The following is a 20,887-nucleotide window of genomic DNA, read 5'->3' as shown; positions in this document are numbered from 1 at the left end:
GCGGCCCCGACGGCTTGCCCGTCCCCTCGCGCGCATGCCCGCGAGCGTGGTCTGCCCGCCCGCGCGTCCACGCGTCCCGACGAGCGCCCTTGGGCGGTCTGCGATGCGCGGCGAATGGCACTGGCCGGTACGAAATCGGGCCCGAAACGTACGGACGGATGCCCTCCGGCGCGTGGTCCGGCCGGCCGAAGGGCATCCGTCGGTACGCGCGGCCCGTCGCGGCCCCGTTCGGCGGTCCGGGGTCGTCCTTTCCGGCTCGTCGCTCCCCGCCGGGGCCCGTCGACCGTCGGCCAGCCCCCTCGGGGACCGTTCGTAACCGTCCCGGACCTTCGCCGAGCCCCCGCCGGGCCTCCGGCAGGCCCCGCCGGGCCTCGCCGGGCCCCGTTTCGGCCCGGACCTGCGTTTGAGCGTGATTCGCGGGCTCGGCGGGCACGCCGTATGCCGGTCAAACGCAGACAATCCGGCCGAAAACCTGCGTTTGACCGGGATGCAGCAGCCTCCGCGAAGCGCCGAATGACGCTGAAAAACAGGGCTTGACCGGTCCAAGGCCGAAAACGCGCTCAGCGCCCCGCAGACGCGTCGAGGGCCGTTCCGGACCCGAGGTCCAGGAGCCCGCCGAAAACGCCTCTCCGGCGCATATGGCGGCCTGCCCCGAAAACGGCCCCGGAAACCGACCCGGACGCGGCGGCACGGCACCCGCGCGGGCCCGTCGCTACGCCCCCACGGTCTCGCGCCGCCCCCAGTACCCGTCGTGCCGCTTGACCCAGCCGATGGCGGCGTAGGTCAACGGCAGGCAGACGACCTCGACGCCGGCCTTCCACAGGAACCCGACGATGACGAAGTTCGCGAAGTCGGTCCATTCGACGATGCCGATGGCGCTCGCGGCGATGGCGCAGAAGATGACGGTGTCGGCGAGTTCGCCGACGACGGTGGAGCCGATGAGCCGCGCCCAGAGGGTCCTCTCGCCGGTGCGCCGCTTGATGGCGACGAGCGACCAGGCGTTGAGCAGCTGGCCGACGGCGTATCCGGCGAGGCCGGCGAGGACGAGCTGCGGCACGGTGCCGAGGACGGTCGCGAACGCCTCCTGGTTCGCGTAGAAGTCGGCGGGCGGCAGCTGGATGGCGATCCAGAAGGACAGGAGGCCGAGGGCGAGGACGCCGAAGCCGGTCCAGATGGCGCGTCGGGTGGCGCGGAAGCCGTAGCACTCGGAGAGGACGTCGCCGAGGATGTAGCTGAGCGGGAAGAGGAAGAAGGCGCCGTCGGTGACGGCGGGCCCGATCTGGACGCCCTTGGTGGCGGTGATGTTGCTGATGATCAGCACGCCGCAGAACACCGCGACGATGGTCGGGTAGAGGCTGCGGGGGACGGGGATGTGGCGTGGTTCCCCGCGCGGGGGGAGGTCGCCGGGTGCGGGGGTCGCGTGGTGCGCGGCGGGGCGGGGGTTCGCGGGCGTGGGCGGGGCGTCGTGCGCCCCGGCAGCGCCCGGCCCAGGCCCGGGCCGGTTGTCGTTGTCGGTCACCCGGGGGATGGTACCGGCGAAGTGCGCGTTCGTGTGCTTTGCGACGGTTCCCGCCCCGTCCGCGGCGTGCGGCCCGGCCGGGCGGCGCGCCGGAGGGGCGGGGGCTTCGCGGGCTGCCCCGCGCGGGTGGCGCCGGCGCGGTGGGCTCCGCCAGTCGGGCGCGGGGCCGCCCCGCGGCTAGTCGGTGGCGAATTCGCCGCGCGGCTTCTCGGGGTCGTGGCGGGCCTCCTCGATGCGCTTGCCCAGTTCGCGGTGGGCCTTGCGCAGGACGGCGGCGACCTCGTCGACGTCGGCGGGATGGTTGTCGCCGAAGACGGTGTGGACGTCGGTCCAGGTGTAGACGGTCGGGACGACGTGGGCCTGGAGGCCCTGGAGCGCGTAGAGGAGGGCGCGGCGGGCGCCCTCGAGGGACGTCGGCTTGGGGGTGGCGCCGAGGATGAGGGCGGGCTTGCGCACCAGCGCGCCCTTGCCGTCGGGGCGGGAGAGCCAGTCGATGGCGTTGACCAGCACTGCGGGGGCGGTGTGGTTGTACTCCGGGGTGACGAACACGACGGCGTCGGCGTCGGAGACCGCGCGGCGGAGCTCGGCGGCGGCCTCGGGTTCGGCGCCGGGGACGTCGCGGTCCGCGTCGTAGAAGGGCACGTCGCGGAGGCCCTCGTGGATCGCGGCGGTGTCGCCGTCCGGGAGGTGGCGGATGTACGCCTCGGCGAGGCGTCGGTTGGTCGAGCCGGCGTGGAGGGCGCCGACGAGGATGACGTGGTGGCTCATGGTCCGATGCTACGTGCGTTCCCCGGACCCGGACCAGGGTCAATTCGGGGGATTACCCGCACCGCGGCGCCCCTGCCCCCGCCGGATAGGCTGGCCGCATGTCCGCCAGCCCCGCCGTCGTCGGCCGATACGCCCCCAGTCCCACGGGTGACCTGCATCTGGGGAACCTGCGGACGGCAGTGGCCGCGTGGGCGCTGGCGCGCGGCGCGGGCGGCGGGTTCGTGGTGAGGGTCGAGGACGGCGACCGGCAGCGGTCGAAGCCGGAGTTCGAGGCGCGGCAGCTGGAGGACCTCGCGGCGGTCGGCCTCGACTGGGACGGCGTCCCCGTGCGGCAGTCGGAGAGGTCGGGGCTGTACGAGGCGGCCGTCGCGAAGCTCCCCACCTACCCGTGCTTCTGCTCGCGGAAGGAGATCCAGGAGGCGGCGTCGGCGCCGCACGCGGCGCCGGGCGCCTACCCCGGCACGTGCCGCGACCTGGGCCCGGAGGAGCGGGAGCGGCGGCGCGCGGAGCGGGCGGCGCTCGGCCTGGGCCCGGCGACGCGGCTGCGCGCCGAGGTCGCGGAGTGGACGGCGTCCGACGCGCTGCACGGGGAGGTCGCGGGGATGGTCGACGACTTCGTGCTGCGCCGGGCGGACGGGGCGTGGGCGTACAACCTCGCCGTCGTCGTCGACGACCTGGAGCAGGGCGTCACGCAGGTCACGCGCGGCGACGACCTGCTGTCCAGCGCCCCGCGGCAGGCGCACCTCGCGCACCTGCTGGGCGGGCGGGCGCCGGAGTACGTGCACGTCCCGCTGGTGCTCAACGAGGAGGGGAAGCGGCTGGCGAAGCGCGACGGCGCCGTGACGCTGCGCGACGTCACCGCCGGGGCGGCGCGCGCGTGGATCGCGGAGTCGCTCGGGTTCCCCGGCGCCCGCGTCGACGAGCTGCCGGACCTGCTCGACCCGGACAATCTTCCCCGCGACCCCGTGGTGTTTTTGCCCTAGCCTGGGGCCATGACGGAGACACGACGCCTGCTCATCGTCCAGCACGCGCCGTCCGACCTGCTCGCGGAGCTCGCCGCGGCGGTGGAGGACGGCGCCCGCGACCCCGACGTCGCCGACGCGGCGGGGGAGGCCGGGATGACGTTCGAGGTCCGCGCCCTCTCCCCGCTGGAGGCGACGTCCGACGACCTGCTGGGCGCCCACGGCGTCATCTGCGGCACGTCGGCGAACTTCGGGTACATCAGCGGGGCGCTGAAGCACTTCTTCGACGTCACGTTCCGCGAGTGCCACGAGGCGGGGAAGGGCCTGCCGTTCGCGTACTGGATCCGCGGCGGCCACGACGTCACCGGCGCGGTCAACGCAATGGAGTCCATCACCGGCGGCTACGGCTGGTCGCAGGTCGCCGCGCCCGTGACGTTCGTCGGCGCCCCGGACGACGCGACGATGGCGGAGCTCCGCGAGCTCGGCGGCACGGTCGCCGCCCACGCCGCCGGGCTGATGGGGGCGTGAGCGACGTGAGCTGGATGTTCGCCGATCCGGAGGGTGCCGTCGCAAAGCTCGTCGAGCTGTACGACGACGCGACGCGCGAGCTGGTGGAGCACTACGCGGCGGCCTGCGCGGCCGTCCGCGACGGCCGCGAGGACGAACTGCGGCCGGTGACGCGCTGCTACCCGGAGCTGCGGTTCACCGTCGCGGCGCTGGGGCAGGTCGACCCGGCGCTGTCGCACGGGTTCGTCGACCGGCCGGGCGTCTACGGCACGACCATCGCCCGGCCGGCGCTGTTCCGCGGCTACCTGGAGGCGCAGATCCGCGACCTGCTGGACAGCCACGGCGGGGAGGTCGAGGTCCGCGTCTCCGACCAGCCGATTCCGGTGCGATTCGCGCCGGGGGCGGACGACGTCGACACGGGCGGGCTCGACGCGGCGGACCTCGCGCTGGTGGACCGGATGTTCACGCCGGTGGACAGCGCGTTCGTCGACGACGCGGTCGCCGACGGCGAGGCGGACTACCTGTCGCTGCCGGTGAAGCCGCTGTCGCTGTTCTCCGCGCACCGGGTGGACCTGGCGCTGCAGCGGCTGGAGCACTACACGGGCTCCCCGGCGGAGCACATCCAGCGGTTCGTGCTGTTCACGAACTACCAGCTGCACACGGACGTGTTCCTGGAGTACGCGCACTCCGTCGGCGTGGCGGACGTGCCGGCGCCGGGGGAGGAGACCGCGGACGCGCCGGGCCAGGAGGGCGCCGAGGAGGTGCCGGACGGGGCGCTGAACCCGCACGGCTACCGGGCGTTCGTGACGCCGGGCGGGCACGTGCACCCCATCGGCGAGGTGCCGGAGGCGGAGGTGCTGCGGGCGGAGGCGCACGCGTGCCAGATGCCCGCCTACCACCTCGTGCGCGACGACGGCTGCGGCGTGACCATCATCGACATCGGCGTCGGCCCGTCGAATGCGAAGACCATCACGGACTGCCTGGCGGTGCTGCGCCCGCACTGCTGGATGATGGTCGGCCACTGCGCGGGCCTCGACGGCCGGATGCGCATCGGCGACATGGTGCTGGCCAACGCGTACGACCGGGCGGACGGGGTGCTGGACGACCTGGTGCCGCTGGAGAAGCCGATTCCGCCGATCGCGGAGGTGCAGCAGGCCGTGACGAAGGCCTTCGGCGAGGTCAGCGGCCTGGGCGGGGAGGCGCTGCGCAAGCGGCTGCGGACGGGCACGGTGCTGTCGACGTCCGACCGGAACTGGGAGTGGCGGCCGCAGCCGGACATCTACCGGGAGCTGCAGAAGTCGACGGCGATCGGCGTGGAGATGGAGTCGTCGACCATCGCGGCGAACGGCTACCGCTTCCGGGTGCCGTACGGGGCGCTGCTGAGCGTCAGCGACATGCCGCTGCACGACAAGCCGAAGCTGCCGCGGTCGGCGCGCCGGTTCTACCAGGCGTCGAAGGTGGAGCACCTCATGACGGCGGTGCGGGCGTGCGAGGCGATGGCCGCGCGTCCGGAGTCGCTGCATTCGCGGAAGCTGCGGCGGCCGGTGGGCGAGGTGGCGTTCCGGTAGCGGCGCGGGAGGCGTCGTCACGCGGGTGCCGCGCGGTGACGCGTGCGGTGCGCGGTGCGTGACGACGCGCGTCGCGCGGCGCGTGGTGCCGCGCATGTGCGTGACGACGAGTGCCGCGCCGCGGCCGCGCCGGGCCGCGCGCGGACCCTTGCGGCATAGGGGGAGGGGGTATAGCCTCGGGGACGTGCGCATACCCGTCAGGGGTATGGGCAACCGATTCCGAGGAGGAACCCCCATGTCCGTCAGCGCCAAGTACACCGTCACCGGCATGACCTGCGGCCACTGCGAGGCCAGCGTCCGCGAGGAGCTGGAGGAGCTGCAGGGCGTCGAGCGCGTCGACGTCGACCGCGAGAACAACCTGGTGGAGATCCACTCCGAGACGGCGCTGCAGCCCGACCTGGTCACGCAGGCCATCAAGGAGGCCGGCTACGAGTCGGAGCCGGTGGTCTAGGAATGTCCCAGGGGGCCGCCGCGCCCGGCGCCGCCGGGCTCGAACTCGACATCGACGTCGGGGGCATGACCTGCGCCTCCTGCGCGAACCGCGTGGAGCGCAAGCTCAACAAGCTCGACGACGTCACGGCGTCGGTGAACTACGCCCTCGAGCGGGCGCACGTCACGGCGCCGGCCGGGTACGACGTCGCCACGCTGGTCGAGACGATCGAGAAGGCCGGCTACACGGCGCACGTGCCGGAGCCGGAGCGCGACGCGGACCCCGACCACGACGGCGCGGGCGAGGGGGAGCTGCCCCCGGAGCTCGCGTCGCTGCGCACCCGCGTCATCGGCGCGGCGTGGCTGACGGTGCCGGTGATCATCATCTCGATGATCTCGGCGCTGCAGTTCACGAACTGGCAGTGGCTGTGCCTGACCCTCACCGCGCCGGTCGTGGTGTGGGCCGGCTGGCCGTTCCACCGCGCGACCTGGAAGAACGTCACGCAGGGCGCGGCGACGATGGACACGCTCATCACCGTCGGCACCGGCGCGGCGTTCCTGTGGTCGCTGTGGGCCCTGTTCCTCGGCACCGCCGGGCGGCCGGGGCTCACGCACTCCATCAACCCGTTCCACTTCCACGGCGACCCGTCGAGCCACATCTACCTGGAGACCGCCGCCGGCGTGATCCTGTTCGTGCTGGCCGGGCGCTACTTCGAGAAGCGCGCGAAGCACCGCGCCGGCGACGCGATCCGGGAGATGCTGGACCTCGGCGCGAAGGACGTCGCGGTGCTGCGCGGCTCCGGCGACGCGGTGCGCGAGGAGCGCGTGCCGGTGGCGGAGCTCGCCGTCGGCGACCGCTTCGTCGTCCGGCCGGGCGAGAAGATCGCGGTCGACGGCCGCGTCGTCGACGGCCGGTCGGCGGTCGACGGGTCGATGCTGACCGGCGAGTCCGTGCCCGTCGAGGTCGCGCCGGGCGACGACGTCACCGGCGCCACCGTCAACGCGTCGGGCCGCCTGGTCGTGGAGGCCACGGCCGTCGGCTCCGACACGCAGCTGGCGCAGATGGCGAAGATGGTGGAGGACGCGCAGTCCGGCAAGGCCGAGGTGCAGCGCCTGGCCGACCGGATCTCCGGCGTGTTCGTGCCGGCGGTCATCGCGATCGCCGTCGTCACGCTCATCGCCTGGCTGCTCGTCGACGGCGACGTCGCCCGCGCGTTCACCTCCGCCGTCGCGGTCCTCATCATCGCGTGCCCCTGCGCGCTGGGCCTGGCGACGCCGACGGCGCTGCTGGTCGGCACCGGCCGCGGCGCGAAGCTGGGCGTGCTCATCTCCGGGCCGGAGGTGCTGGAGTCCACGCGGCGCATCGACACCGTCGTGCTGGACAAGACCGGCACCGTCACCCGCGGCGACATGCGGCTGGCCGACGTCGTGCCCGCCGCCGGGGAGGGCCGCGATGTGGTGCTCGCCCGCGCCGCCGCGGCGGAGGACGCCTCCGAGCACCCCATCGCCCGCGCCATCGCGCAGGCCGCCCCGCGGCCCCTGCCCGCCGTCACGGACTTCGGCAGCATCGCCGGCCACGGCGTGCGCGCGGTCGTCGACGGCGAGGAGGTGATCGTCGGCAAGCTCCCCGAGGGCGTGGTGATCGACGACGACCTCGCCGCGGCGAAGGCCCGCGCGGAGGCCGGCGGCGCCACCGCCGTCCTGGTCAGCTGGGGCGGGCGCGCCCGCGGCCTGCTGACAGTCGCCGACGAGATCAAGCCGACGTCGGCCGACGCCATCGCCCGGCTGCGCGACCTCGGCCTGCGGCCGGTGCTGCTGACCGGCGACAACGCCGCCGTCGCCCGCACCGTCGCGGAGCAGGCCGGCATCGACCCGGACGACGTCGTCGCCGAGGTGCTGCCCGCCGACAAGGTCGCCGAGGTGCGCCGACTGCAGGACGCCGGCGGCACCGTCGCGATGGTCGGCGACGGCGTCAACGATGCCGCCGCGCTGGCCCAGGCCGACCTGGGCATGGCGATGGGCACCGGCACCGACGCCGCCATCGCCGCCGCCGACGTCACCCTCGTCCGCGGCGACCTGCTGGCCGCCGTCGACGCCGTCCGCCTGTCCCGGCGCACGCTGAACACCATCCGCGGCAACCTCTTCTGGGCGTTCGCCTACAACGTCGCCGCCATCCCGCTGGCCGCCTTCGGCCTGCTGAACCCGATGCTCGCCGGCGCGGCGATGGCCCTGTCGTCCGTCTTCGTCGTCAGCAACAGCCTGCGCCTGCGGGGCTTCCGCTCCGTCGCCCCGGCCGTCGACGCGGACGCCTGACGCCGCCGCCGAATCGTCCGCCCATCCCCAGCCCGACCCCGCCGGTCCGGCCCGCCCCCGCCCGGGGCGCGCCGCGCCCGGCCGAACCGGAAGGACCCTCCCCATGACCGGCACCCACGCCACGGACATCGCCGACTCCCCGGCCGAGGCCGCCGTCCGCTCCTGCTGCGCCGACGGCGACCACTCCGCCCACGGCTACCTCAGCGAGAAGAAGCGCTACCTCGCGCGGCTCAAGCGCATCGAGGGCCAGGTCCGCGGCATCCACCGGATGGTGGACGAGGAGCAGTACTGCATCGACATCCTCACGCAGATCTCCGCCGTGAATTCGGCGCTGCGGTCGCTGTCGCTGACGCTGCTCGACGACCACCTGCACCACTGCGTCCTCGGCGCCGCGGAGGGCGGCCCGGAGGAGCTGGACCGCAAGCTCGCGGAGGCCCAGCAGGCCATCACCCGCCTGGTGAAGTCCTGACCGTGCGGCCCGAGGAGGGGCATCCGTTGCGGCGCCTCCCGGGTCCTTCCGCGTCGTTCGGTGCCGTGACCAGGGATTTTGTCGGCGTTGACCGGTTGTGTAACCTAATGCGCGGAGGATTCGCCTAGCGGCCTATGGCGCTCGCCTGGAACGCGAGTTGGGAGCAATCCCTCAGGGGTTCAAATCCCCTATCCTCCGCCAATGGGAACGGCCCCGGGTTTCACGACCCGGGGCCGTTCCGCATGTCCGGGGTGGTTCGCTCGCTCGCGGCACCGGCCCGCGCCGACGGGCGGGCCCCGCCGCCCGCGCCGCCGCGGCGGCGGGCATCGGGCCGGGGCGGTGCCCGTCGCCAAGCAAACGACGCGAACGACGCGCACCGCCCGGCACCGGCCCCGTGTTTGACACCGGCGCGGGGCCGCCGGGTATGGTGATGGCGGATCCCACGCGGCGTGTACCTCGTGAACTCCCCCAGGGCAGGAATGCAGCAAGGGTAAGCGGGCTCTGACGGGTGCGTGGGGTCCCTTTTTTATGCCCGGAGCCGGGATCGCCCCTCGCGGACGGGGGCGCCGCTGCACTATCCTGCAGGTGACCGCGCCCCGGGCGAACCCCGTTCCGGCTACCGCGCGGCGGCCGGCGGCCCGCACGACGTAGGCACGGCAGGAACGGCGTTCGCCGTGACCTGCGGCCGGCCCGCATTCGGACGACACGGGAAAGGCCGACATGAAGCTGGACGCATACGACGCCCGCGAGCTCGCGGAGGCGAAGGAGAAGTTCGCCGCGCAGTACGAGGAGCTGAAGGCGCAGGGACTGAAGCTGGATCTGACCCGCGGCAAGCCGTCCGCGGAGCAGCTCGACTTCGCCAACCCGGTGCTGGGCCTGCCCGCGCCGGACTACCTGACGGAGTCGGGGGAGGACGTCCGCAACTACGGCAACCTCACCGGCATCGCCGACATCCGCACCATCTGGTCGAACCTCCTGGGCTACCCGGAGGCCAACGTCATCGCCGGCGACGCGTCGTCGCTGAACATGCAGTTCGACCTCATCAGCTGGGCGATGCAGTTCGGCACCCAGGACTCCGAGCGCCCGTGGAAGGACGAGCCGGTCCTCAAGTGGCTGTGCCCGGTGCCGGGCTACGACCGCCACTTCTCCATCACCGAGCACTTCGGCTTCGAGATGATCCCCGTCCCGCTGCTGGAGGACGGCCCGGACATGGACGTCGTCGAGCGCCTCGTCGCCTCCGACCCGCAGATCAAGGGCATGTGGAACGTGCCGGTGTTCTCCAACCCGACGGGCGTCACCTACTCCACGGAGACGATCGCCCGCCTGCTGGCCATGGAGACCGCCGCGCCGGACTTCCGCCTCATCTGGGACAACGCCTACATGGTGCACACCCTGACCGACGAGTTCCCGGAGCCGACCAACGCCGTCGTCCTGGCGGAGCAGGCCGGCCACCCGAACCGCGTGTGGGAGTTCGCCTCCACGTCGAAGATCACGCTGGCCGGTGCGGGCGTCGCGTTCTTCGCGTCCTCCGTCGACAACATCGCGGACTACTGCAGGCACGCGCAGATCCGCGGCATCGGCCCGAACAAGGTCAACCAGCTGGCGCACGCGAAGTTCTTCGGCGACGCCGACGGCGTCCGCGAGCAGATGCGCCGCCACGCCGGCTCCCTGGCCCCGAAGTTCGACCGCGTCCTGGAGATCCTGGACAAGCGCCTCGCCGAGTACGAGGTGGCGGACTGGACCCGCCCGACCGGCGGCTACTTCATCTCCCTGGACGTCATGGACGGCACGGCCCGCCGCGTCATCCAGCTGGCGAAGGAGGCGGGCATCGCGCTGACCGGCTCCGGTTCCTCGTTCCCGCTGAAGGACGACCCGAACGATCGCAACATCCGCCTGGCCCCGTCGCTGCCGCCGATCGAGGAGCTGGAGACGGCGATGGACGGCGTCGCCACGTGCGTCCTGCTCGCCGCCGCGGAGAAGCTCGCCGGCTAGTCCCGCGCCCTCCGCGCGGCATCCGGGCCGCCGTCGTCCATCGCGTGACGACGGCGGCCCGTCCGCGTGCCCGGCCCCGCGCACGCGCCCGCCGCCCCGCGCCCCCGGGCTGCGGCGCGCCCGCCGCGCGGGGTCGCCGTCGTCAAGCAACCCCGCGTCCGCGGGTACCCTCCGTGGGGTGAACTACCAGGAGACGGAGTACTGGATCGCCAACCTGTTCCCCGGCGAGATGTCGGTGGAGGAGGTCGCCGTCGTCGTGCCCGCCCGCGGCCGGCACGGCCGGGACGTGGAGGGCGCGCCGTTCACCCTCGGTGGCTTCGCGCTGCCGGGCACGGATCCGGAGGAGGATCTGTGGTGCACCCTGGACCTCGGCCGCTTCGACGCGGGGCTGCGCACGCCGGAGGGGGCGGACGTGCGGGTGGAGGTGTTCTCCGCGGGCTTCGCGGAGGAGCCGGTGTCGGACTGCGTCGCCGCCGCGGCGACGATGCTGGCGCAGGCGGCGCCGGGGGAGCTGCCGCCGACGCCGGGGACGCTGCTGCCGGACCTGGTGGAGCTGGCGGTGGCGGACGTGCCGGAGGAGCTGGCGGCGCTGACCGTGTCCCACGGGCTGCTGGTGGTGCCGTACCTGTGGCCGCAGGGCACGCCGATGGTGACGGAGACGCCGGACACCGTCTCCCGCCACGACGGCGAGCCGGAGGGGACGCCGGACACGCGGGTGACGACGGTCATTCAGCTCATCACCGTCACCGACGCGGAGGCGGCGTTCGCGGCGGAGCACGGCGTCGCGGAGCTGACGGCGCTGCTGGAGGAGCGCGGGGCGGATCTGCGCGACCTGCGGCGCGCGTCCGTCGTCTAGGTTCCGCGGGGTCGCGCGGGTTCGCGTGACGACGTCCGCCGCGCGGCGTCCACGGCCGGCGCCGCGCGGGGGCGGGTGACGCGGCACGGGAGCGGCGCCGGGTCCTCGCCGGCGGCGTCCACGGCCCTCCCGGAGGGCCGACCCGGGCGGCCGCGGGGTGTCGGGTGCCCCGGTAGGCTGGGCCCGTGGCTCTGTACAGGAAGTATCGTCCGGCGACGTTCGCCGAGGTGGTGGGGCAGGAGCATGTCACCGTCCCGCTGTCGAACGCCCTGGCGTCGCGCGGGCCGGACGGCCGGCCCGACCGCATCAACCACGCGTACCTGTTCTCGGGTCCGCGCGGCTGCGGCAAGACGTCGTCGGCGCGCATCCTGGCCCGCAGCCTGAACTGCGCGGAGGGGCCGACGGCGACGCCGTGCGGGAAGTGCGATTCGTGCCTGGCGCTGGCGCCGGGCGGCGTCGGCCACCTGGACGTGGTGGAGCTGGACGCGGCGTCGCACAACGGCGTGGAGGACATGCGCGAGCTGCGCGACAAGGCGATGTACCCGCCGACGTCGTCGCGGTACACGATCTTCATCATCGACGAGGCCCACATGGTGACCAACCAGGGCTTCAACGCGCTGCTGAAGGTGGTGGAGGAGCCGCCGGAGCACCTGATCTTCATCTTCGCGACGACGGAGCCGGAGAAGGTCATCCCGACCATCCGCTCGCGCACGCACCATTACCCGTTCCGCCTGCTGTCGCCGAAGGACATGCGCGGTCTGCTGGAGCGGATCGTGGCGGAGGAGGGCGTGGTCGTCGACCCGCAGGTGTATCCGCTGGTCATCGCGGCCGGCGGCGGCTCGCCGCGTGATTCGCTGTCCATCCTGGATCAGCTGGTGGCCGGGTCGGGCCCGGAGGGCGTGACGTACGAGCTGGCGACGGCGCTGCTGGGCGTGACGGACCAGGCGCTGCTGGACGAGGCGGTGGAGGCCCTGGCGGGCTTCGACCGCGCGGGGCTGTTCGCGTGCGTGGATCGGGCGATCGACTCGGGCCTGGATCCGCGCCGGTTCGCGGAGGATCTGCTGGCGCAGATCCGCGATTTGATGGTGATGGCCGCCGTTCCGGACGCGGTCTCCGCGGGCCTGGTGGAGGTGCCGGGGGATCGTGCGGAGGTGCTGGCTGCGCAGGCGCAGTCGATTCCGCAGGGTGCGCTGACGCGGTACGCGGAGGTGCTGCACCGGGGCATCGGGGAGATGCGCGGCGCGACGTCGCAGCGTCTGCTGCTGGAGGTCCTGTGCGCGCGGATGCTGCTGCCCGGCGTCGACGGCAACGTCGAGTCGCTGGTGCAGCGGGTGGAGGCGCTGGAGCGGGGTCTGCCGGCGCCCGCCGCGGGTGCGCAGGTCGTGCGTGACGACGGCGACCGCGCGCCGTCCCCGGCCCCCGCCCCGGCGCCGGCCGGGGAGCCCGCCCACGGCGGCGGCTTCACGGAGGAGGAGCCGGAGGCGCCGGCGGATCCGGGCTCGGGCCGCCGCGCGCTGGAGGAGTACCGGCGCCGCCGCGCGGCGAAGGCGTCGGGCGGTGCGCCGCAGCAGGCGCAGCCCGCGCAGCAGGCGCAGGCGCCGGAGCCCCAGGCGCAGCCGGAGCAGCAGCGCCCCGCCGAGCCCGAGAATGCGCGGGACGGGCAGCAGCAGGAGAACGCGGCGGCGCCGGATGACCCGGTCCAGGGGCTCCTCGCCGCCCGGCAGGCCGCCCGCCGGATGCAGGAGGTCGCCCGCCAGCAGGAGCGCGCGGAGCGCGAGCGCATCGCCATGGAGCAGGAGCGCGCCGCCCGGCGTGCGGAGGGCCTGCCGGAGGAGCCGGAGGACGCCTCCGAGTCCGCCGCGCCCGATGCGACGGCGGACCCGTCGGCGCACGACGGCCACGCCGCGGAGCAGGCGCCCGCCGCACCCGCGGCGACCGAGCCCGCCTCCTCGGCCGAGCCCGCCGGCGCCGACCGCGCCGAGGCCGGCGACGCCGAGCCGACCGAGTCCGCCGACCCGGAGCGGCGCCCGCAGGTGCTCGCGGAGCCGCAGCCCGAGGTCGTCGCGGAGCCCGAGCCGGAGCCCATGGAGAGCCGCGCGCCGGAGCCGCGGCAGGAGGATCGGAGCCCGGCGGTCGACGTCGATAAGCTCCGCGCCACCTGGGGCGATGTCATGGACGCGGTGTCGTCCGACCGCCGCGCCGCCCGCGTCATGGCGGCCCAGGCGACGCCGCTGGAGCTGGACGGCGACGAGCTCATCGTCGGCCACCACACCGGCGCGCTGGCCAACCGCCTGAACGCGGAGGAGAACGTTGCGGCCATCGGCGCGGCCATCCGGGAGGTCCACGGCGTGGACCTGACGGTGCGGTTCGTCGTCGGCCATCGCAGCGGGTCGCGTCCGCGGCAGCGCAACGCGGCGCCGTCGGAGCGGTCCGGGGAGTCCTCGGACGGCACCTCCGGTCCTGGCCCGCGCCCCGCGCCGGGGGAGCAGTCCGCGCCGCCGCGCCGCGAGGAGTCGAGGCAGGAGGCGCCGCGCGAGCAGGCTGCGCCGCAGAACGCGCCGTGCGAGGAGCCGTCCCCGCAGCCGACGCAGCCGGAGCCGCAGCAGGCGCAGCAGCAGCCGTCGAAGCCGGCCCCGTCGACGATGGACGCGGGCACCGGCGGTGAGTCGGCGACCCCGGCGACCGGCTCGGGCGACGAGTCGTCCGGCCGCCCGATCCCCCGGTGGAAGAAGCTCGCCCAGCAGCGCCGCCGCGTCGACGCGCAGGAGCAGGCCCGCCGTGAGGCGGAGGAGAAGGCGAAGCAGGAGGCCGAGGAGCGCCGCCGCGCCGCCGCCGCGACCAACCGCCCGGCGATGCCGCAGCGCGACCACTCCGCGCCCCCGCCGCCGGAGCCGTCGTGGAACGACGCGCCGCCGCCCGAGCCCTACGACGACGTGCCGCCCCCGCCGGAGCCGTGGGACGACGCCCCGCCGCCGGAGGACTTCGGCGGCCCCGGCCCGTCCGCGCCCGCCCCGCGGGCCCCGCAGCAGGCCCCGGCCCAGCAGGCGCCGCAGGCCGCGCAGCGCCCGTCGCCGCGGGAGCGCGCGGAGCAGCAGGCGGCCCAGGCAGCACAGGCCGCCCCGGCGGCGCCGTCGCCGTCCGCTCCGCAGGCTCCGGCGTCGCCGGAGGACGAGGAGCGCGAGTACATCGAGGCCGCACACTCCCAGCCGGGCTCGCTGGACCACCGCTCGCAGCGGGAGGTCGTCATCGAGATGCTGGAGAAGGAGCTCGGCGCCCGGCTCATGTAGCCGCCGGCCCGCCGCCCGCCCGGCACCCGCCCGTGATCGCCGTCGGCGACGACCCGCGATCCGCGGGCGGCTCATGTCGGCCCCGCCGGTAGACTCGCGGCAGCGAACGGCGCCCCGGCACCGTCGCCGCGCGGGGACGGCCCGCGCGGAGGGAACGGGGCGCACCGACACCACGGAAGGACCAGCTCGATGAGCCAGCCCGACATGAACGCCATCCTCCAGCAGGCCCAGCAGATGCAGGCGCAGCTGCAGGCCGCCCAGCAGCAGATCGTCAACTCCACCGTCGAGGGCGAGGCCGGCAACGGCCTCGTGCGCGTCACCATGACCGGCGGCGGCGAGGTCAAGGACATCTCCATCGACCCGCAGGTCGTCGACCCGGAGGACGTGGAGACGCTCCAGGACCTCATCGTCGGCGCGTTCTCCGACGCCACCGGCAAGGTCGGCCAGCTCGCCGAGCAGAAGATGGGCCCGCTGTCCCAGGGCTTCGGCGATCTCGGCGGCGGCATGCCGGGCCTCGGCTTCTAGTCGGGGGCCGATAGCCGACCGTGTTCGAAGGACCGCTCCAGGACCTCATCGACGAACTGTCCCGTCTGCCGGGCATCGGCCCGAAGGGCGCCCAGCGGATCGCGTTCCACCTGCTGAAGCAGGAGCCGGAGGACGTGGCGCGGCTGCAGGGCGCCCTGTCGCGGGTGCGCGAGGGGGTCCACTTCTGCCGGATCTGCGGCAACATCTCCGAGGGGGAGGTGTGCCGCCACTGCCTCGATCGCAAACGCGACCGGGGCCTGGTGTGCGTGGTCGAGGAGGCCCGGGACATCCAGGCCATCGAGCGCACCGGCGAGTTCCGCGGCCGCTACCACGTGCTCGGCGGGGCGCTGGATCCGCTGGGCGGCATCGGGCCGAACCAGCTGAACATCCGGACGCTGCTGCAGCGCATCGGCGGGGTCCTGCCGGACATCCCGTCCGCGGATGATCCGGAGACGATGGAGGACGCGCCGGACATCCACGAGGTCATCATCGCCACCGACCCGAACACGGAGGGCGAGGCGACCAGCACGTACCTGGCGAAGCTCCTGCGGGACTTCCCGGGGCTGACGGTGACGCGCCTGGCGTCGGGCATGCCGCTGGGCGGGGACCTGGAGTTCGTCGACGAGCTGACGCTGTCGCGCGCCCTGACCGGCCGGCTGACGCTCTAGCTCGGCCTCCGCGTCGTCGCGTCGTGCGTGACGACGGCACCCCGTGCGGCGGGGCGGGCATCATCTCCCGCCCCGCCCTTTTTCGTGCGCGGGCGGCGCCGCGCGGGGCGCCCCGGCCACGCCGCCACGCCCCGGACGGCTGCCCGGCCGCCCGGGGCGCCGCGGCAGCCGCCGCCTACCGCTCCGACTTCGGGCGCGGCTTGGCGGTGATGCGCTCCTCGCGCAGCCGGTCGATGACCGGCAGGTCGAGCGGCTGCAGGGAGCCGGGGTCGACGCCCATGGCGCGGGCGAGGAGCAGGTCGGCCAGCTCGGGGTTGCGGGCCAGGCAGGGGCCGTGGAGGTAGGTGCAGACGACGCTGCCCTGGACGGCGCCCTCGGCGCCGCCGCCGGGCAGGTCGCGGCCCGGGTCGTCGGCGTCGACGACCAGCTCGGGGCCCTCGTTGCCCCAGCCGCGGACGACGGTGCCCAGGGGGCGGGCGTCGGGGCCGAGGTGCGTGGCGCCCTGGTGGTTCTCGAAGCCGGTGAGGCGGTGCTCCAGCAGGTCCGTGACGGGCACGGTGCGGATCTCGCCGATGGCGCGCACGGGCAGGGAGTCGGTCTCGCAGTCGACGAGGCCGAGGCCCTCGACGACGCGGCCGCCGGCGCGGAAGGTGCGGCCCATGATCTGGAAGCCCGCGCAGATGGCGAGAATCTGCTTGCCGGCGTTGGCGGCCCGGATGATGCCGCCGTCGTCGGCGAGGTGCTCGACGGCGATGGCCTGGGCGACGTCCTCGCCGCCGCCGACGGTGTACATGTCCAGGCCCTCGGGAACGGCGTCGCCGAGGCGGACGGGCACGACCTCGGCGGAGATGCCGCGCATCTCGGCGCGGCGGCGCAGGACCAGGGCGTTGCCGTCGTCGCCGTAGGTGCCCAGGACGTCGGGCAGGATGAGGCCGATGGAGAGGTCGGCGTCGCCGGTGCGGGTCATGCGCTCCTCCTGTCGTCGGCGCGCTTCTCGATGGCCTTCTTCAGGTCACGGAACGCGGTGTAGTTGGCCAGCACCTCGACGCGCCCGGCGGGGCAGGCGGCGATGGCGGCCAGCGGGTCGTGGATGAGCTCGTTGACGATGCCGCCGTAGGAGAGGCGGACGGCGAGGTCGGTGCCGCGCTCGCCGGCGGCCTTGACCTCGGTGTCGCCGAAGTCCTCGAAGACGACGTCCCACAGCCAGGAGAGGTCCTCGCCGTCGGCGACGTGGCCGTTGACGGCGATGACGACGCCGTCGGCGGTGCGGTCGACCATGGAGAGGGCCTCCTGCCAGCCGGCCGGGTTCTTGGCCAGGAGCATGCGGACCTCGTGGTCGCCGACGCGGACGGTGGAGTAGCGGCCGGCGACGTTGTCGACGGTCTCGGTGGCGCGCAGCGCGTCGCGGGCGTCGGCGCCCATCTCGACGGCGGCGGCGGTGGCGAGGGTGGCGTTGCCGCGGTTGGCGTTGCCCGGCAGCGTGAGGTTGAGCGCCTCGGTGGTGCCGTAGGGCGTGACGACGCCGTCCGGGGTGATGCGCCACGTCGGCTGCGGGCGGCGGAACTCGGAGCCGTCCGGCAGCTTCTTCACGGCGAACCAGTCGCCGTCGGACTGGATGATGGGCCCGCCGGTGCGGGGGCAGGAGGTGGCGTCGTTGGTCCAGCCGCCGCCGGCGGAGACCCACACGACGTTGCGGGCGTCCCACGCGGCCGAGGCGATGAGCGGGTCGTCGCAGTTGGCGACGATGACGGCGTCGGGGTTGGCGTTCACCGCGTCGCGGAGGGACCGCTCGATCTTGTTGATCTCGCCGACGCGGTCGAGCTGGTCGCGCGACAGGTTGAGCAGCACGAGGACGCGGGTGTTCAGCGCGGCGCTGATGTGGGCGACGTGCAGCTCGTCGACCTCGAGGACGAGGGCGTCGGCGTCGGGGGTGGCCATCAGGGCGCTGATGACGCCGGCGTCCATGTTGTCGCCGCCCTCGTTGGTGGCGACGGAGCGGCCGGAGGCGCGCATCGCGGTGGCCAGCATCCGGGTGGTCGTCGACTTGCCGTTGGTGCCGGTGACGATGGCCGCGGGGCGGCCTGCGCCGAGGTTCGCGAGGATGCGGGGGTCGATCTTCTCGGCGATGAGGCCGCCGATCATGCCGCCCGCGCCGCGTCCCGTCTTCCGTGAGGCCCAGGTCGCGGTGCGTGCGGCGCCGACGGCGAGCCGGGTGCGCAGGCCGCGGCGGGGGCGTCCGCCGGGTCGTGGTTCGTTCGATGACATGGCGGCGAGTCTAGTGCGCGCGCCCCGCCGCGGGACGCGCACTCGCCGTCGGGCGCGTGCGGTGCGTGACGACGGTCCCCGCGCGCGGGACCGGGGACCCGCTCCACCCGATGGCGGGTGGGGCTTTCGCGCGGCAACCCTGAAAGCGCATCATCGTTGCAGGAGGGCCGGGGGATCGGCCGCCGCCGGCGCCGGACCCCGCCCACGGCACGACGGGAGACCCCCATGGGCGACGATGCGGCCATCGCGGTCCGCGGCCTGGTCAAGCGGTTCGGCGGCGTCGCCGCGGTCGACGGGCTCGACCTGACGCTGCGGCGCGGCACGGTGCTGGGCTTCCTGGGCCCCAACGGGGCGGGGAAGTCCACGACGATCCGGGCGGTGCTCGGCCTGCTGCGTCCCGACGCCGGGAGCATCGACGTGCTGGGCCACGACCCCGTGCGCGACCCCGCGGCGGCGACGGCGCGGGTGGCGTACGTCCCCGGCGACGTCGCCCTGTGGCCCCAGCTGACCGGCGCCCGGGCGCTGGCGACCCTGGCGAGGCTGCGCGCCTCCGGGCCGCACGCCCGCGGCTCCCGCGGCGACGACCCGAAGCGGCGGGAGGAGCTCATCGAGCGGTTCCGGCTGGACCCGTCGAAGCGCATCCGGGAGTACTCGAAGGGCAACCGGCAGAAGGTCATGCTCGTCGCGGCGTTCGCGGCGGACGCCGACGTGCTGCTGCTCGACGAGCCGACGTCCGGCCTCGACCCGCTGATGGAGCGCGAGTTCGCGGCGTGCGTGCGCGAGCGCGTCGCCGAGGGCGCCTCCGTCCTGCTGTCCAGCCACATCCTGTCGGAGGTCGAGGGCCTCGCCGACGACGTCGCCATCATCCGCGAGGGCCGCCTGGTGGAGGCCGGCCGGCTGCGCGACCTGTCGCACCTGCGCGGCTCGACGCTGCGGGCGACGCTGCCCGGCGGCGGGGCCGTGGAGCGGATGCTGCCGCGCGCCGACGTGCCGGAGGCGCTGCGCGGCCTGCTGGAACGCGGCGCGACGGACGTCTCCGTCGTCGACGCGGGCCTGGAGGACATCTTCCTCGGGCACTACGGGGACGGCGCCGTCCCCGCCGACCCGGACGGCGGCCCCCGATGATCACCCTCATCCGGCTGCACCTGCGGACGTGCGGCTGGTTCCTCGTCGGATGGCTGCTGCCGATGGCGGGCATCCTCGCCGCCACGCCCGAGGGCTACCGGGAGACGTTCCCGACGCAGGAGCAGCTGCTGGGCTACGCGGTGCCGATGGGCTCCAGCACCGCCATGGCCGCCCTCTACGGGCCGCTGAAGCCGCCGTACACCTACGGGTCGGTGTCCAACTGGCAGTCCGCGTCGCAGGTGGCGGTGCTGGGCAGCGTCATGGCGGTGCTGCTGGCCGTGAAGCTCACGCGCGCCGGCGAGGACGCCGGCGTCGCCGAGCTGACCGGCGCCCTCGGCCTGCGGCCGCGGGCCCGCACGGCCGCCGCCGGCGTCGTCGTGCTGTTCGCCGCGCTGCTGCTCGGCGCCATCCACGCCGGGGCGTTCCTGTACCGCTCCGGCACCGTCGACGGGCTGCCGGCCGCCGACTGCGTCCTCGCCGGCGCCGCCACCGCCGCCACGACGGCGGCGGCCGGCGCGGGCGGCCTGCTGGCCGCGGAGCTCTGCGCCACCGCCCGCAGCGCCCGCATCGCGGCGCTGTCCGCCGTCGGCGTCGCCTACCTCGTCCGCGCCGTCGGTGACGCGAAGGACTGGGCCGTCCTGCGGGCGGTCTCCCCGCTGGGCTGGCGCGACGTGCTGCGCCCCTTCGGCGACGACGCCCGCGCCTGGCCGCTGGCCCTCATGGCCGCCGCGGTCCTCGGCGTCGCCGGCTTCGCGCTGGCGGTCCACGCCCGTCGCGACACCGGGGCGGCGTGGCCGGGGACGCGCCGGGCCCGCCGCACCGCGCGCCGGGCGCCCGCGGGCCTCGGGCCGTGGGCGCTGCGCCTGCGGCTGGACCGCCCGGCGCTGCTGGGCTGGGGTGCCGCGGCGGTGGCCATCACCGCGGCGATGCTCATGCTGACCGGCGAGGTCGCCGACCTGTCGGAGTCGTCGCCGGAGTCCGCCGCCTACATGGCGGCCATCGCGGGCGGCTCGGGGGCGTCGTATGCCGACGCCTACGTCAACGCCGTCGGCACGGTGACCGCCGTCATCGTGCTGTGCGCCGTCATCCAGACGGTGCTGGCGGTCCACGGCGACGAGGCCTCCGGCCGGCTGGTCCACGAGCTCGCCGTCGGCGCGCCCCGCCACCGGCCCCTCCTGGTGTCGTGGGCGACGGGCCTGGCCGCGTCGACGCTCATCCTCGCCGTCTCCGCCCTCGTCGGCTCCGCCGTCGCGCAGCAGGGCAGCTCCGGGGACGACGTCTTCGCCCACGGCCTGTGGACCATCGGCGGGCACTGGCCGGCCCTGGTGTGCGCCGCCGGCGTCGCGGCCCTGCTGGCCGGCGCGCTGCCCCGCCTGACGTGGCTGGCGTGGGTCGTGGTCGTGTGGTCGGGCATCGACTCCTACCTCGGCGAGCTGTTCGGCTTCCCCGACTGGATGCTCGACTGGTCGCTGCTGGCCCACGCCCCGCGCCACCTGGACGGGGAGTTCGACTGGACCGGCGCCGTCGTCCTCGTCACGGCGGGCCTGCTCATGGCGCTCGCCGGGGCGTGGGCCGCGGGCCGCCGCGACGTCATCGCGTGATTGATGCGTGACGACGTCCCCCGCGCCCGCCGC

At 74.8% G+C, this 20,887-nt stretch carries 17 protein-coding genes, 1 tRNA gene and 1 other RNA gene; 15 read left to right on the top strand and 4 right to left on the bottom strand.

Annotated elements, in window-relative coordinates:
• Positions 1-712: 712 nt before the first annotated feature.
• Together QQS41_RS06235 and QQS41_RS06230 are read right to left on the bottom strand one after the other, a co-directional pair.
• Complete coding sequence (locus QQS41_RS06235) at positions 713-1,519, bottom strand: queuosine precursor transporter (RefSeq protein WP_448851777.1); 807 nt, start codon at positions 1,517-1,519, stop codon at positions 713-715.
• A 177-nt stretch (positions 1,520-1,696) separates the two neighbouring features.
• Positions 1,697-2,287 carry an NAD(P)H-dependent oxidoreductase gene (locus QQS41_RS06230; RefSeq protein ID WP_448851776.1) on the bottom strand — a complete coding sequence of 197 codons (591 nt, stop codon included), beginning with the start codon at positions 2,285-2,287 and terminating at the stop codon, positions 1,697-1,699.
• A gap of 98 nt (positions 2,288-2,385) precedes the next feature.
• On the opposite strand from QQS41_RS06230, the gene gluQRS reads away from it, so the two are divergent.
• The 13 genes from gluQRS (at position 2,386) to recR (ending at position 15,863) form a co-directional block, all read left to right on the top strand.
• The gene (gene gluQRS, locus QQS41_RS06225; RefSeq protein WP_448851775.1) at positions 2,386-3,270 is read left to right on the top strand and encodes a tRNA glutamyl-Q(34) synthetase GluQRS; all 885 of its coding nucleotides are present in this window, start codon (positions 2,386-2,388) and stop codon (positions 3,268-3,270) included.
• 9 nt (positions 3,271-3,279) lie between these two features.
• Positions 3,280-3,777: a flavodoxin gene (locus QQS41_RS06220; RefSeq protein ID WP_448851774.1), complete on the top strand. Its 498-nt coding sequence runs from the start codon at positions 3,280-3,282 to the stop codon at positions 3,775-3,777.
• Between the two features lie 14 nt (positions 3,778-3,791).
• Entirely contained in the window at positions 3,792-5,324 is a 1,533-nt protein-coding gene (locus QQS41_RS06215) for an AMP nucleosidase (RefSeq protein ID WP_448851995.1), read from the top strand.
• Positions 5,325-5,559: 235 nt separating this feature from the next.
• On the top strand, positions 5,560-5,775 hold the full coding sequence (locus QQS41_RS06210) for a heavy-metal-associated domain-containing protein (protein WP_448851773.1): 216 nt from the start codon (positions 5,560-5,562) through the stop codon (positions 5,773-5,775).
• Between the two features lie 2 nt (positions 5,776-5,777).
• A complete protein-coding gene (locus QQS41_RS06205) occupies positions 5,778-8,066 on the top strand; it encodes a heavy metal translocating P-type ATPase (protein ID WP_448851772.1) in 2,289 nt (762 codons plus the stop codon).
• A 103-nt stretch (positions 8,067-8,169) separates the two neighbouring features.
• Positions 8,170-8,535, top strand: a complete 366-nt coding sequence (locus QQS41_RS06200) for a metal-sensitive transcriptional regulator (RefSeq protein WP_448851771.1) — start codon at positions 8,170-8,172, stop codon at positions 8,533-8,535.
• 113 nt (positions 8,536-8,648) lie between these two features.
• Positions 8,649-8,736: transfer RNA gene (locus QQS41_RS06195), tRNA-Ser, on the top strand.
• Positions 8,737-8,967: 231 nt separating this feature from the next.
• Positions 8,968-9,062, top strand: an RNA gene (gene ffs / locus QQS41_RS06190) — signal recognition particle sRNA small type.
• Positions 9,063-9,255: 193 nt separating this feature from the next.
• Positions 9,256-10,527: an aminotransferase class I/II-fold pyridoxal phosphate-dependent enzyme gene (locus QQS41_RS06185; RefSeq protein ID WP_448851770.1), complete on the top strand. Its 1,272-nt coding sequence runs from the start codon at positions 9,256-9,258 to the stop codon at positions 10,525-10,527.
• A gap of 178 nt (positions 10,528-10,705) precedes the next feature.
• A complete protein-coding gene (locus tag QQS41_RS06180) occupies positions 10,706-11,383 on the top strand; it encodes a hypothetical protein (RefSeq protein ID WP_448851769.1) in 678 nt (225 codons plus the stop codon).
• A gap of 185 nt (positions 11,384-11,568) precedes the next feature.
• Positions 11,569-14,670 (top strand): DNA polymerase III subunit gamma and tau, encoded by a 3,102-nt coding sequence (locus QQS41_RS06175; RefSeq protein ID WP_448851768.1) that lies wholly within the window; start codon positions 11,569-11,571, stop codon positions 14,668-14,670.
• 189 nt (positions 14,671-14,859) lie between these two features.
• Positions 14,860-15,195, top strand: a complete 336-nt coding sequence (locus tag QQS41_RS06170) for a YbaB/EbfC family nucleoid-associated protein (RefSeq protein WP_448851767.1) — start codon at positions 14,860-14,862, stop codon at positions 15,193-15,195.
• 20 nt (positions 15,196-15,215) lie between these two features.
• A complete protein-coding gene (gene recR, locus QQS41_RS06165) occupies positions 15,216-15,863 on the top strand; it encodes a recombination mediator RecR (RefSeq protein ID WP_448851766.1) in 648 nt (215 codons plus the stop codon).
• Positions 15,864-16,038: 175 nt separating this feature from the next.
• Here the strand turns inward: recR and QQS41_RS06160 are convergent, their stop codons facing one another.
• Together QQS41_RS06160 and QQS41_RS06155 are read right to left on the bottom strand one after the other, a co-directional pair.
• Positions 16,039-16,830 (bottom strand): type 1 glutamine amidotransferase, encoded by a 792-nt coding sequence (locus tag QQS41_RS06160; RefSeq protein WP_448851765.1) that lies wholly within the window; start codon positions 16,828-16,830, stop codon positions 16,039-16,041.
• Positions 16,827-18,128 carry a MurT ligase domain-containing protein gene (locus QQS41_RS06155; protein WP_448851764.1) on the bottom strand — a complete coding sequence of 434 codons (1,302 nt, stop codon included), beginning with the start codon at positions 18,126-18,128 and terminating at the stop codon, positions 16,827-16,829. Before QQS41_RS06155 ends, QQS41_RS06160 begins: the two co-directional genes overlap by 4 nt.
• Positions 18,129-18,353: 225 nt before the next feature.
• Between QQS41_RS06155 and QQS41_RS06150 the strand changes: the two genes are divergently transcribed.
• Positions 18,354-19,253, top strand: coding sequence for an ABC transporter ATP-binding protein (locus QQS41_RS06150; protein WP_448851763.1), 900 nt, complete (start codon positions 18,354-18,356; stop codon positions 19,251-19,253).
• Positions 19,250-20,854: a hypothetical protein gene (locus tag QQS41_RS06145; protein ID WP_448851762.1), complete on the top strand. Its 1,605-nt coding sequence runs from the start codon at positions 19,250-19,252 to the stop codon at positions 20,852-20,854. Before QQS41_RS06150 ends, QQS41_RS06145 begins: the two co-directional genes overlap by 4 nt.
• Positions 20,855-20,887 lie beyond the last annotated feature (33 nt).

This window comes from Corynebacterium sp. 335C, from assembly GCF_053525695.1.
This window is presented reverse-complemented; position numbering and strand designations above follow the sequence as displayed.